General features: G+C 72.5%; 6 protein-coding genes. 2 read left to right on the top strand and 4 right to left on the bottom strand.

Annotated elements, in window-relative coordinates:
- Positions 1–134: 134 nt before the first annotated feature.
- From ACIPTO_RS10730 to ACIPTO_RS10715, 4 genes are all read right to left on the bottom strand, one after another.
- On the bottom strand, positions 135–1,547 hold the full coding sequence (locus ACIPTO_RS10730; RefSeq protein ID WP_401190748.1) for a dipeptidase: 1,413 nt from the start codon (positions 1,545–1,547) through the stop codon (positions 135–137).
- A 10-nt stretch (positions 1,548–1,557) separates the two neighbouring features.
- Positions 1,558–5,133, bottom strand: coding sequence for a UvrD-helicase domain-containing protein (locus tag ACIPTO_RS10725; protein ID WP_401190746.1), 3,576 nt, complete (start codon positions 5,131–5,133; stop codon positions 1,558–1,560).
- A 100-nt stretch (positions 5,134–5,233) separates the two neighbouring features.
- Entirely contained in the window at positions 5,234–8,644 is a 3,411-nt protein-coding gene (locus ACIPTO_RS10720; protein ID WP_401190744.1) for an ATP-dependent helicase, read from the bottom strand.
- Positions 8,645–8,901: 257 nt separating this feature from the next.
- Complete coding sequence (locus tag ACIPTO_RS10715; RefSeq protein WP_366323516.1) at positions 8,902–9,333, bottom strand: MGMT family protein; 432 nt, start codon at positions 9,331–9,333, stop codon at positions 8,902–8,904.
- 186 nt (positions 9,334–9,519) lie between these two features.
- Between ACIPTO_RS10715 and ACIPTO_RS10710 the strand changes: the two genes are divergently transcribed.
- The gene (locus tag ACIPTO_RS10710; protein ID WP_401190741.1) at positions 9,520–12,273 is read left to right on the top strand and encodes a lysylphosphatidylglycerol synthase domain-containing protein; all 2,754 of its coding nucleotides are present in this window, start codon (positions 9,520–9,522) and stop codon (positions 12,271–12,273) included.
- Positions 12,274–12,369: 96 nt separating this feature from the next.
- Positions 12,370–13,914, top strand: coding sequence for an alpha/beta hydrolase (locus ACIPTO_RS10705; RefSeq protein ID WP_366323520.1), 1,545 nt, complete (start codon positions 12,370–12,372; stop codon positions 13,912–13,914).
- Positions 13,915–13,978: the final 64 nt, after the last annotated feature.

The raw sequence follows: 13,978 nt of genomic DNA, 5'->3' as shown, positions 1-13,978 counted from the left end.
CAATGCGGATTGTTTCGGCGGGCGGTTCAGCGGGACGTACGGCAGGAGGCGACCGGGTCCGGCGGGGACGGGGTGCGCGGGGCGGTGCTTCCAGTGTGCCCCGCGCGCGTGGCCGTTTCGGATCGCGTGGGTCGTCAGGGCGCGTGGCGCCAGGTGTCGGCGAGGTCTCCCCACAGGTGGGCGGTGGTTTCGACGCCTTTCAGGAGGAGGTCGAGTTCGACCTTCTCGTTCGGGGCGTGCCAGCCGTCGGAGGGGACGGAGATGCCCAGGAAGAGGACGGGTGCTCCGAGGACTTCCTGGAGGTCGGCGGCCGGTCCGGAGCCGCCCTCTCTGGTGAAGAGGACCGGTGTGTCGAAGGCGCGGCCCATGGCGCGGACGACGGACCGCAGGGCCGGGTGGTCCAGGGGTGTCAGGCACGGACGCGTGGCCGCGCTGAAGGTGATCTCCTGGCGGATCCCGTCGGGCACCTGCTGGGCGGCCCAGGCCCGGACGACCTGCTCGATGTGGTCGGGGTCCTGTCCCGCGACCAGCCGGAAGGAGAGCTTCACCATGGCCGAGGACGGGATGATCGTCTTGCTGCCGGGGCCTTGGTAGCCACCGCCGATGCCGTTGACCTCGGCGGTGGGGCGGGCCCAGATGCGCTCCAGGGTGGTGTGTCCGGCCTCTCCGTGGGTGGCGTGCGACTTGGCGGTGCGCAGCCACTCCTTCTCGTCGAAGGGCAGTTCGGCGAGGAGTCCGCGCTCCTGGTCGGTGAGTTCGACGATGCCGTCGTAGAAGCCGGGGACGGCCACGCGTGCGTGCTCGTCGTGCAGGGCGGCCACCAGGCGGGCGGCGGCGGTCGCCGGGTTGGGCACGGCGCCGCCGAAGGAGCCGGAGTGGATGTCCTGGTCGGGGCCGTGCAGCCGGATCTCGCATTCGGCGAGGCCACGCATGCCGGTGCACACCGTGGGGGTGTCCTCGGACCACATGCCGGTGTCGGAGACGATCACGGCGTCGGCGGCGAGCCGGTCGGCGTGCTCCTCGACGAGCGCCCGGAAGTGCGGGGAGCCGGACTCCTCCTCGCCCTCGACGAGCAGCTTCAGGTGCACGGCGGGGGCGGTGCGGCCGGTGGCGGCGAGATGGGCGCGGACGCCGAGTGTGTGGAAGAACACCTGGCCCTTGTCGTCGGCCGCACCGCGCGCGTAGAGGCGGTTCTCGCGGACGACGGGCTCGAAGGGGTCGCTGTCCCAGCCGTCCTCGCGGGCGGCGGGCTGGACGTCGTGATGGCCGTAGACGAGGACGGTGGGTGCCTCGGGGTCGTCGGAGGGCCACTCGGCGAAGACGGCGGGGGCGCCCGGCGTGGGCCAGACCTCGACGGTCGGGAAGCCGGTCTTCCGAAGTGTGGCGGCGAGCCAGTCCGCGCTGCGCCGGACGTCGGGCGCGTGGTCGGGCTGCGCCGACACGGACGGGATGCGCAGCCACTCGGTGAGATCGTCGAGGAAGGCTGCGCGGTGCTGCTCGATGTACGTGCGGACCGCGCTGACGGCACTGTCAACGGTGTGGCTCATGGTCACGAGCCTATCGGCCCGCACTGACATCCTCGGTGGGCGGTTCCTCACAGTTTGCTTGCGCGCCCGGCTCCTCCAGCAGCAGTCGCTCCAGCGCGGCCCGGTCCGGGAGGTTCTCCGGCCGGACGACCTCGCCGCCGCGCACGTACAGGAACGCGGCCGTGACCGCCTCCAGGGGCACTCCCTGCCGCTCTGCCCAGGCCAGACGGTAGATCGCGAGCTGGAGCGGGTCGGCGGCGCGGGTGCGGCTGGTCTTCCAGTCGAGGATCTCGTACGTCGTCCCGTCGCCGTCGCCTTCTCTGTAGACGGCGTCGATACGGCCCCGTACGACGCGGCCGGCGATCGCGAGCTGGAAGGGGGTCTCCACGCGGTAGGGCGTGCGCCGGGCGTACTCGGTGCGTTCGAAGGCTTCCTTGAGTTCCTCCAGATCGCGTTCGTCGGCGATCTCGGCCTCGCCACCTGGCAGTTCGTCCGGCTCCAGCATGGGCAGGGTCAGCTCTTCGAAGCGTGATTCCACCCACGCGTGGAAGCGGGTTCCCCGGCGCGCGGCGGGCTGCGGCGGGCGTGGCAGGGGGCGTGCGAGTTCCTGCGCGAGCGCGTCCGGGTCGGCGGCCAGGAGCAGCAGTTGGGTGGCCGTGAGGGAGGCCGGCAGGGGTACGTCGGTGACGCCTCGGCGGGCACGCAGGAGTTCACCCGTGAGGGCGTCGAGGTCGCGGTCCCAGGAGGCGACGGCGCGGGCTTCCTCGGGGGTGAGGGGCGTGCCGGGCGGATCGGCGGGGTGCGGGCGTGCGCCCCCCAGCGGACTGGAGTGAGCGGCGGCGTGCGGGGCCGTCGCCTGGTGCGGGAGGGTCGGACGGTCCGTGGTCCAGGCGTCCCAGTCGGCGGGGTCGTCCTCCGGGAGGGCTTCTTCGGCCTCGCCTGCCGTCCCGGGAAGGGACTCCTCGTAGGGAGGCTCCCCGAAAGGGGGCTCTTCGTAAGGAGGTTCCTCGTCCTCGGGTGGCGGGGGCCAGTCCGGGTCGTCGGGAACGGTGTTCGGGTCGTGGGTGGCCGCGGGGTGGCCGTCGTCATGGGCGGCGAGGTGCTCCAGGTGGTCGAGGACCATCCGGGCCGCCGAGCGGCGGTGGGCCAGCGCGGTGTCGTCCAGGGGGAGCGGCCAGGCCTGGTCGGCGGTGGCCGTGTGCAGGGCGGGGTTCTCCTCGCCCTCCTCGGGTTCGTCCGCCCAGGCCTCGATCTCGCCGTACCCGGCCGCGCAGTGGTCGTACAGGGCCGTCAGGAAGTCGGAGGGGCCGCGGGGCTTCTTCTGGGAGGGGCCCCACCAGTGGCCGGAGCCGAGGAGGAGGGAGCGGGGGCGGGTGAAGGTGACGTAGCCGAGGCGGAGTTCCTCGGTGTGCTGGTGGTCCTTCATCGCTTCGTGGAAGGCCTTCAGGCCTCGGGAGTCCCAGGACGCGACGTCGGGCAGGGTGGCGGTGTCGCCGCGCAGCGCGTGCGGCAGGACCTTGCCCTGGGCGGTCCATTTCTCGCGGCCCTGGCCGCTGGGGAAGGTCCCGGTGACCAGGCCGGGGACGGCCACGACGTCCCACTCCAGGCCTTTGGACTTGTGCGCGGTGAGGACCTTGACGGTGTTCTCGCCGCCGGGCAGGGCGTTGTCGAGGCCCTTCTCGTACTGGGCGGCGGTGCGCAGGAAGCCGAGGAAGGCGAGCAGGGTCGCCTCGCCGTCGCCCGCGGCGAAGGAGGCGGCGACGTCCAGGAAGTTCGACAGGGTCTCGCGGCGGCGGGCGGCCAACGCGTGCGGGGAGGCCGCGAGTTCGACCTCCAGGCCGGTGACGGCGAGGACGCGGTGCAGGACGTCCATCAGGGGGTCGGACAGGGAGCGGCGCAGGTCGCGCAGTTCGGTGGCCAGGTGGGCGAAGCGCACGCGCGCGTCCGGCGAGAAGGGCAGCCCGTCGTCGTCCCCGGTGCGGTCGGCGCCGTAGAGGGGGGTCTCCAGGAACGTGTCGAGGGCGTCGGCGAGCGATATCACCTCGGACGGGTCGACCCCCTCGACGGCTTCGGCGAGGCGGCGGTCGGGGTCCTCGTCGTCCCCCACGCGCGTGTGCGCCACCAGGTGGCGGGCGCGGCGGCCCAGGAGGGCGAGGTCGCGCGGGCCGATGCGCCAGCGCGGGCCGGTCAGCAGCCGGACCAGGGAGGCGTTGGCACCGGGGTCCTGGAGGACTTCGCAGACGGCGACGAGGTCGGCGACCTCGGGGAGGTGCAGCAGGCCGGAGAGGCCGACCACCTCGACCGGGATGTCGCGGGCCACCAGGGCGCCCTGGATCTCGGCGAAGTCGGTGGCCGTGCGGCACAGGACGGCGATCTCGCCGGGCGCCGTCCCGGTCCGTACGAGATGGGCGACGGAGTCGGCGAGCCAGTCGATCTCCTCGGCGTGGGTGGGCAGCAGCGCGCAGCGCACCATGCCGTCGCGCTCGGCGCCGGGGGCCGGGCGGAGGGCCTCCACGCCCGCGTGCATGGCGCGCAGGGGCTCGGCGAGGTCGTTGGCGAGGTCGAGGAGACGGCCGCCGCTGCGGCGGTTCTCGCTGAGCGACTGGCGGGTGGCGGGGCGGCCGTCGGCGTGCGCGAAGTGCTCCGGGAAGTCGTCCAGGTTGGCGACGGACGCGCCGCGCCAGCCGTAGATCGCCTGGCAGGGGTCGCCGACGGCGGTCACCGGGTGGCCCGTGCCGGCGCCGAACAGGCCTGCCAGGAGGATGCGTTGGGCCACCGAGGTGTCCTGGTACTCGTCCAGGAGCACCACCCGGAACTCGTCGCGCAGGATGTCGCCGACCTCCGGGCGGGTGCGGGCCAGCGTCGCGGAGAGGGCGATCTGGTCCCCGAAGTCGAGCAGGTCGCGTTCGCGCTTGGCGCTGCGGTAGCGGCTCACCAGCTCGGTGAGTTCACGCCGGGCGGCGGCTGCCTCGGGGACCTTGCGCAGCTCGGCGTTGCTGAGCTTGCGGCCCTCCAGGTCGCGCAGCAGGCCGGCGTCGTGGGCTCGCAACTCCTCGGGGCGTACGAGGTGTTCGGACAGCTCGCCGTCGAGGGTGAGGAGGTCGCTGACGAGGTCCGGGAAGGAGCGGGTGAGGGCCGGGTAGGGGCCGGGGGCCTCGCGCAGCACGCGCGCAGCGAGCTGGAAGCGGGTGGCGTCGGCGAGCAGGCGGGCCGTCGGTTCGAGCCCGATGCGCAGGCCGTGGTCGGTCAGGAGGCGGCCCGCGAAGGCGTGGTAGGTCGAGATGACGGGCTCGCCCCGGGGGTTGTCCGGGTCGATGACGTCGGGATCGGTGACGCCCGCCTTGATGAGCGCCTTGCGGACACGCTCGGCGAGTTCACCGGCGGCCTTGTTGGTGAACGTCAGGCCGAGGACCTGCTCAGGGGCGACCTGCCCGGTGCCGACCAGCCACACCACGCGGGCCGCCATCACCGTCGTCTTGCCCGAGCCGGCTCCGGCCACGATCACCTGCGGGGCGGGCGGCGCGACGATGCAGGCCGTCTGCTCCGGGGTGAACGGGATGCCGAGGAGCTCCTTGAGCTGGTCGGGATCGGTGATACGGGCGGGCATGTCGGGAAGGCTAGCGGCGGCCACTGACAGTCGAGGACCAATCGCCCTCAGGTGCAGAAGAAGCGCAGGTCAACACATGTGGTGCGATACGTCACGCGAGTTACTCGACGACGTGTCGCCCCTCGGGCCGCGCACTGCACGAGGCGCGGAACGCGCAGTGCGCGCAGTGCTGTCCGGCCGTGGGCGTGAACCGCTCGTCGAGGACCTTGCCCGCGGCGGTGGCCAGCAGCTCACCGGCCCACTCCCCCTCCAGGGGCTCCTGGGCCTGCACCTTGGGCAGGGTCTCGCCGCCGTCCCGCAGGGGGGCGCCCTGGCGCAGCTGGACGAGTTCGGCGCCGCCCGCTTCGGGACGTACTCCGTCGAAGGCCTCGTCCACGGCTCCCTCGCGGACCGCGATCTGGTAGACGGCGAGTTGCGGGTGGCGCTCCACCTCGCGGGCGGTCGGCGTCTGCTTGCCGGTCTTGAAGTCGACCACGTAGGCGCGTCCTTCGCCGTCCGCCTCGACGCGGTCCATGGAGCCGCGGATGCGCACTTCGTAGTCGCCCGCCGCGAGGGTGACGTCGAAGTCGTGCTCGCTGGCGACCGGTGTGCGGCCGGTGCGGACGCCGTTGGAGTCGACGTGCCACTTCAGGAAGCGTTCGAGCGCCACGCGCGCGTTGTCCTTCTCCTGGGCCGACTTCCAGGGGGCGTCGAAGGCGAGCGCGTTCCACACGGTGTCGAGGCGCTCCATGAGGACGGCGAGATCGGCGGGCGTGCGACCGGAGGCGACCTCGTCGGCCAGGACGTGCACCACGTTCCCGAAGCCCTGAGCGGCGGTCGCGGGCGCGTCGGCCTTCACCTCGCGGCCCAGGAACCATTGTAGGGAACAGGTGTTGGCGAGCTGATCGAGGGCGCTCCCGGAGAGCACGACGGGCTGGTCGCGGTCGCGCAGCGGCACCTTGCTCTCGGTCGGGTCGTACATGCCCCACCAGCGGTACGGATGCGCCGAGGGCACCAGTGGGCGGCCCTCCTCGTCGGCGAGGGCGGCCAGCCGGGCCAGCCGGCGCGCGGCGGCCTCCCTGAGGGCCTCCGACACACGCGGGTCGACGGTGGTGGCGCGCAACTCGGCGACCAGGGCGGCGACCGACAGCGGGCGGCGCGGGCGGCCGGTGACGTCCTTGGGCTCGACGCCGAGTTCGGTGAGGAAGCGGGAGGGCTGGTCGCCGTCGTCCGCGGGGGCCTTCACGGCGGTGACGACGAGGCGTTCACGCGCGCGTGTGGCGGCGACGTAGAACAGGCGGCGTTCCTCGGCGAGCAGGGCCCCCGGGGTGAGCGGTTCGGCGAGTCCGTCGCGGCCGATGCGGTCGGCCTCCAGGAGGGAGCCGCGGCGGCGCAGGTCCGGCCACAGGCCCTCCTGGACGCCGGCCACGACGACCAGGCGCCATTCCAGGCCCTTGGAGCGGTGGGCGGTCATCAGGCGTACGGCGTCGGGTCGTACGGCCCGCCGGGTGAGCGTGTCGGCGGCGATGTCCTCGGCGTCGACCTCCTCCAGGAAGTTGAGGGCGCCGCGGCCTCCGGTGCGCTCCTCCGCGCGGGCGGCGGTCGCGAACAGCGCGCAGACGGCGTCCAAGTCACGGTCCGCGTTGCGCCCGGCCGCGCCGCCGCGCAGTGCGGCCCGTTCCAGGCGCCCGGGCCACGGTGTGCCCTGCCAGAGGTCCCACAGCGCTTCCTCGGCCGTACCGCCGCCCGCCAGGCGCTCCCGTGCCTTGCGCAGCAGTGCGCCCAGGCGCTGGGCTCCGCGCGCGTACGTGGGGTCGTGCGCGACCAGCCGCTCCGGTTCGGCGAGCGCCCGGGTGAGCAGCTCGTCCGAGGGCGGCGGCACGGGGTTGCCACCGGCCCGCTCCTCCTCGCGCAGCGCCCGGCCCAGGCGCCGCAGATCGGCGGCGTCCATGGCGGCGAGGGGGGAGGCCAGCAGGGTGAGGGCGGTCTCGGTGTCGAGCCAGGAGGGGGCGGCGCGGTCCTCGGGAACGGCTTCCGTGGCGCCCTGTTCGTCTGCCGTTTCCAGTACGGCGTTCACGTCCTCGGGCGCCTCGTCGGCGGCTTCCGCGAGCTCGGGGCCGTCCTCGGGCGGTGCCGAAGCCTCCGCCTGCGCCACCGCCCGCAGTGCCGTCAGCAGGGGTGCCACCGCCGGTTCGTGGCGCAGGGGCAGGTCGTCGCCGTCGATGTCCAGGGGGACGCCGGCCGCGGTGAGGGCGCGGCGGATCGTGGGGATGGTCCGGGAGCCGGCGCGTACCAGGACGGCCATGTCGTTCCAGGGGACGCCGTCCTCCAGGTGTGCCCTGCGGAGGATGTCGGCGATATTGTCCAGCTCCGTGCCGGAGGTCGCGTAGGTGTACACCTCGACGCTCCCGCCGTCCCGTACCGGGGACAGCTCGCGGTGGGCGCGCACCTTCTGGGCCGGGAGGCGGGTCAGGGGCATGCGCTGGGTGAGCAGGCGGGTGGCGTCCAGCAGGTCGGCGGCGGAGCGTCGGGAGGTCCCGAGCACCTCCACGGGCGCCGGCTGCCCGTCCGCGCGCGGGAAGGCGTTCGGGAACTCCAGGATGCCGTTCACATCGGCGCCCCGGAACGTGTAGATCGACTGGTCGGGGTCGCCGAAGGCGACGAGGGTGCGGCCACCGCCGGCGAGGGCGTGCAGCAGCCGTACCTGGGCGGGGTCGGTGTCCTGGTACTCGTCGACGAACACGGCGTCGTACTGCGCGGCAAGCTTCTCGGCGACCTCGGGGCGGTGCGCGAGGAGCACCGCGCGGTGGACGAGTTCCGCGTAGTCGAGCACTCCCTGGAGGTCGAGTACGTCGAGGTACTCGGCCAGGAAGGCGGCGGCGGCACGCCAGTCGGGGCGGCCGATGCGGCGGGCGAAGGCGTCCAGGGAGCCCGGATCCAGGCCCAGTTCGCGGCTGCGGGCGAGGACCGCGCGGACCTCGTCGGCGAAGCCCCGGGTGGTGAGGCAGGCGCGCAGTTCGTCGGGCCAGCGCACGTGGGCGAGGCCGAGCCGCTCCAGGTCGGGCTGGCCCGCGAGCAGTTCGCGTACGGCGACGTCCTGTTCGGGGCCGGAGAGCAGCCGCAGCGGCTCGACGAACAGGTCGCTGTCCTGGTGGGCGCGGACCAGGGCGTAGCAGAACGAGTGGAACGTGGTCGCCCGGGGAGCGCGGGCGGCGCCGATGCGCAGGGCCATGCGGTCGCGGAGTTCGACGGCCGCCTTGCGGCTGAACGTCAGCACGAGGATCCGAGCGGGGTCACCTCCCCGGGCGATCCGTGCGGCGACGGACTCCACCAGAGTGGTGGTCTTGCCGGTGCCCGGACCTGCGAGGACGAGCAGCGGGCCGGCCCCGTGGTCAACCACCGAGCGCTGTGGCGCGTCCAGACGAGGGGGAGCCGGCCGGGTCGGCGGGGTACGCACCAGTCGGTAAGCGCCACGGTTCCCCTGTCGCACCTGGGGGTGCGACAGGCGCCTGGTGGAGGATGAGGAGCTCACGTGGTTCGCCGGTCCTGGTGGGTGTACTGGTTGCCTGACCACCGCGCGTGGAGGGCGGTGGCCGCGAGGTGAGGGGGACAGGTGCAGCCGACGCTACGCCGACGGGTCGCCGGGAAGCGGGACTTCCGCGCGTTCCCTCAGGACTCGCCCGTCCCCTGTGTCCCTCGCCCCTCGAACGTACGGCATGCCACGGACGTGCCGGGTTTCCCCCGTATGGGCCACAGGTCGCCCCGGGCCGCGTCCGGTGGCGGAAGCTGTCAGGTGTGACCGTCCGCGTGCTCGCCGCCGTCCCACCGCGCCCGTTTCATGTCGACGCGCGGCAGATGGCCCTCGGCGGCCCTGCTCGCCTCCTTCAGAGGGGTGCCCTCCGCGCGGTACTGGTCGAGCGCCCGCAGTTCGTGGCCGGGGAGCAGCGTGCCGTCCGCGCGGACGACCCGCCACCAGGGAACGGCTCCTCCGTAGAGGGCCATCACACGGCCGACCTGGCGCGGTCCGCCTTCCTCGAGCCATTCGGCGACGTCTCCGTACGTCATGACGTGACCGGGCGGGATCCGTTCGGTGACGTCCAGGACGCGTTCCGCGTAGGCGGGCAGCGCGTGGCCATTGTCACGCTCAGGACCGTCGTCGTACTCCGGGGGGATGTCTCCGTACCCCGGGGTGGTGTCGTCGGGAAGGCTCTCCTCGCTCATCCGCCCCATCCTGCCGTACCCCACCGACAATGCGACGCGCTGGCGACTGCGGGTATCCCTCGCCCCGGAGCGGCGCGTGGGGCAGACTGTGCGCCCCCGCATTTGCACCCTGATGCCCCCGTGTGTCGGTGGGGCATGCCACCATCGTGCGGGCGGTGACCGGTGATACGAGATCAAGAAGAGACGATGAAGCAGCAGGGTGTGCACCCCGAGGACGCGGAGGGCACCTCTGACGCTGCGTCGCGCCCTGACACCGCCGACGCCCATGAGCAGGGCCCTGCGGAGGGTCCCGCGGAGACGCCCGCGCCCGGATCCGCGCCCGGCCTCGACGACTGCGGCGACGACCCGCACATCGAGGAGGTCGAAGGCGACGAACCGTTGCTCCCCGCGCGCGTGCACCGCCCTTCCGATCTCATGCGCCTCCTGGTGGGCGTTCTCGCGATCGTCGTCCTGCTCGCGATCGCCGCGTTCGCCCACGGCACGACCTCGGGGCTCGAACAGGACATCAACAAGGGCACCGGGCAGGCGCCGGACCTGCTGATCAAGATCGCGGGGCTCGCGTCCAGCATCGCGATCCTGCTGGTGCCGGTCGCGTTCGCGATCGAGCGGCTGATCAAGCGGGACGGGCTGCGCATCGCCGACGGCGTCCTCGCGGCGGTCCTCGCCCACGGAGTGACACTCGCCACGGACCTGTGGGTCGCCAAGGCCGCGCCGGGCTCGATCCAGGAAGCGCTCACCCAGCCCTCCCCCGGTGACATCCACGCCCTCACCGACCCTGTGCACGGCTATCTGGCGCCCGTCATCGCGTACATGACGGCCGTAGGCATGTCCCGGAGGCCGCGCTGGCGCTCCGTGCTGTGGATCGTGCTGCTGCTCGACGCCTTCTCGATGCTGGTCACCGGGTACACGACACCGTTCTCGATCATCCTGACGGTGCTCATCGGCTGGACCGTCGCCTACGGGACGCTGTACGCGGTGGGCTCCCCGAACGTGCGGCCCACCGGGCGGACGCTCATGGCGGGCCTGCGGACGGTCGGCTTCCACCCCGTGGGCGCGGCCCGCGAGGAAACCGTCGACACGGAGAACGGCGACCGCGGCCGGCGCTACTTCGTCACCCTGGAGGACGGTCCACCGCTGGACGTCACCGTGGTCGACCGGGAACAGCAGGCCCAGGGCTTCTTCTACCGCGCGTGGCGCAATCTGACCCTGCGCGGCTTCGCGACCCGCAGCAGCCTCCAATCGCTGCGCCAGGCGCTCGAACAGGAGGCCCTGCTCGCCTACGCGGCGATCGCGGCCGGGGCCAACGCCCCCAAGCTGATCGCGACCTCGGAACTCGGCCCGGACGCCGTGATGCTCGTCTACGAGCACACCGGCGGGCGCACGCTCGACTCGCTCGCGGACGAGGAGATCACCGACGATCTGCTGCGCCTGACCTGGCACCAGGTGCAGGCCCTGCAGTCGCGGCGCATCGCCCACCGCAGGCTCGCCGGTGACGCGATCCTGGTGGATCGTTCCGGCAAGGTGATCCTCACGGACCTGCGCGGCGGCGAGATCGCCGCGGGTGAACTGCTGCTGCGCATGGACGTCGCCCAGTTGGTGACGACCATCGGCCTACGGGTGGGCGCCGAGCGCGCGGTGGCCTCGGCGGTCGGTGTCCTCGGGCCCGACGCCGTGGCCGACTGTCTGCCGATGCTCCAGCCGATCGCGTTGACGCGCTCCACGCGCGCGACACTGCGCCGGCTCTCCAGGGAGCGCGCCCAGCGCGAGCGCGACGCGATCCTGGAGGCGTCCCAGCAGACCAGGCTGGCCCGCGCGGAGGAGGCCTCGGAAGGCTCCACGCCCGTCCTGGAGAAGCCCGACAAGAAGGCCGTGCGCGCGGAGCAGCGGGCCGAGAAGCGGGCCATCGACGAGGCGCTGGACGAGGCCCGGGAGGAGGATCTGCTCACCCAGATCCGGCACCAGGTGCTGCTGATCAGGCCGCAGGCACACGTCGAACCCGCTCGGCTGGAGCGGGTGCGGCCGCGCACGCTGATCAGTGTCATCGCGGGCGCGATCGGCGCCTACTACCTGCTGACGCAGCTCACGCACATCGAGTTCGGTCCGCTGGTCGCCAACGCCCAGTGGGGCTGGGTGGCCGCGGCCGTACTGTTCTCGGCGCTGAGCTACTTCGCGGCGGCGATGGCCCTCCTGGGGTTCGTGCCGGAGCGGGTGCCGTTCCTGCGGGCCGTGGCGGCGCAGGTCGCCGGGTCGTTCGTGAAGATCGTCGCCCCGGCCGCGGTCGGCGGTGTCGCCCTGAACACGCGCTTCCTGCAACGGGCCGGGGTGCGGCCCGGGCTCGCGGTGGCGAGTGTCGGCGCGTCGCAACTGTTCGGTCTCGGCTGCCACATCCTGATGCTGCTGTCGTTCGGCTATCTGACCGGCACCGAGAAGACGCCGTCGCTGTCGCCGTCCAGGACGGTCATCGCCGGTCTGCTGACGGTGGCGGTGCTCGTGCTCGTGGTGACCTCGGTGCCGTTCCTGCGGAAGTTCCTCGTCACGCGCGTGCGGTCGCTTTTCGCGGGCGTCATCCCGCGCATGCTGGACGTGCTGCAGCGGCCGCAGAAGCTGGTCACCGGCATCGGCGGCATGCTCCTGCTGACGGCCTGCTTCGTGATGTGCCTGGACGCGTCGATCCGGGCGTTCGGCGACGACTCGACGTCGCTCAGCCTGGCCAGCGTCGCCGTCGTCTTCCTCGCGGGCAACGCGCTCGGTTCCGCGGCCCCGACCCCGGGCGGTGTCGGCGCGGTCGAGGCGAGCCTGACGCTGGGTCTGATCGCCGTCGGCCTGCCCAAGGAGGTGGCCGCTCCGGCGGTGCTGCTGTACCGGCTGCTGACGCTGTGGATCCCGGTGCTGCCGGGCTGGCTGTTCTTCAACCACCTGTCCCGCAAGGGCTCCCTGTAGAGCACGTCCGGGTCCGCGCGGGGTGCACGCACGTGTGCGTACCTCGTACGGCCCGCGCCCCGAGCGCACCGCCGCGTACGACCCCAGGATGGGACCATGCCGAACCCCTCCCGGCTGCGCGCCGCTGCCCTGACCGCCACCGTCGTCCTGCTGTCCGCCACGCTGGCGGGCTGCGGCGGCGACTCCAAGGACGAGGATCCGACGGCCCAGAAGCTGAGCTGGAAGGACTGCCCGGCCCCGTCCGAATCGGAGGGCGGCGGCGCCGCGCCGTCACCGCTGCCCAACGGCACCAAGTGGCAGTGCGCCACCATGAAGGCACCGCTCGACTGGAACAAGCCCAAGGGCGACACCATCGGCATCGCCCTGGTCCGCGCGAAGGCCAGCGGCGCCAAGAGCAAGCGCATCGGCTCGCTCGTCTTCAACTTCGGCGGCCCCGGCGGCTCGGGCGTCACCACACTGCCCGCGTTCGGCGACGACTACGCGGCCCTGCGCACCCGCTACGACCTCGTGAGCTTCGACCCGCGCGGAGTGGGCCGCAGCGCCGGCGTCGAGTGCGAGAGCGACTCCCAGCTCGACCAGTACTTCCAGCAGGACGCGACCCCGGACACCGCCGCCGAGCGCGCCAAGCTGCTGGCCAACACCAGGCAGTTCAACGCGGCCTGCGAGAAGAACTCCAAGAAGATGCTCCCTCAGGTCCGCACCACCGACGCGGCCCGCGACATGGACCTGATGCGCCAGGTCCTGGGCGACGACACCCTGCACTACTTCGGCATCTCCTACGGCACCGAACTCGGCGGTGTCTACGCCCACTTGTTCCCCAAGCACGTGGGCCGCGCGGTCTTCGACGCGGTCGTCGACCCCACCCAGAACTCCGAACAGGGCTCCCTGGGACAGGCGAAGGGCTTTCAGCTCGCGCTCGACAACTTCGCCGACGACTGCACGTCGAAGACCACGGACTGCCCGATCGGCGACACCGCGCAGGACGTCAAGGACCGCATCGCCAAGCTGCTCAAGAGCCTCGACAGCAAGCCGATCCCGGGCATCTTCCCGCGTCGGCTGACGCAGACGGCGGCCACGAACGGCATCGCGCAGGCGCTGTACTCGAAGGACTTCTGGGAGTACCTCACCGAGGGCCTCGAACAGGCCTACAGCGGTGACGGCAAGGTCCTCATGGCGTTGTCCGACTCGATGAACGGGCGCAGCGAGAACGGCGAGTACAGCAACATCACCGCCGCGAACATCGCCATCAACTGCGCCGACGACAAGCCGCGATACACCGCCGCCGACGTCGAGCGGAAGCTGCCCGAGTTCCGGGCCGCCTCTCCCCTCTTCGGCGACTTCCTCGCCTGGGGCATGGTCAGCTGCACCGACTGGGCGGTGCCCGGCGCCGCCGACCATCCCGACGTGAGCGCGAGCGGGTCGGCGCCGATCCTCGTCGTGGGCAACACCGGTGACCCGGCCACACCGTACGAAGGGGCACGGAAGATGGTGGACGCGCTGGGCAAGGGCGTCGCGGTCGAGCTGACGTACAAGGGGCAGGGACACGGCGCGTACGACAGCAAGAACAAGTGCGTGCAGAGCGCGGTGAACGGCTATCTGCTGAACGGGAAAGTTCCGGCGGCCGGCACCGTCTGCTCCTGACCCCACCCCGAAATGCGGGTGAAATCGCAGGTCAGGAGGTTATCCACAGGCCGTCACGGGCTCG

Origin of the sequence: Streptomyces sp. NPDC090083, from assembly GCF_044747445.1 — a bacterium.
GTDB lineage: Bacteria > Actinomycetota > Actinomycetes > Streptomycetales > Streptomycetaceae > Streptomyces.
The sequence above is the reverse complement of the archived record's forward strand: the minus strand, read 5'-3'. Positions and strand labels throughout refer to the sequence as shown.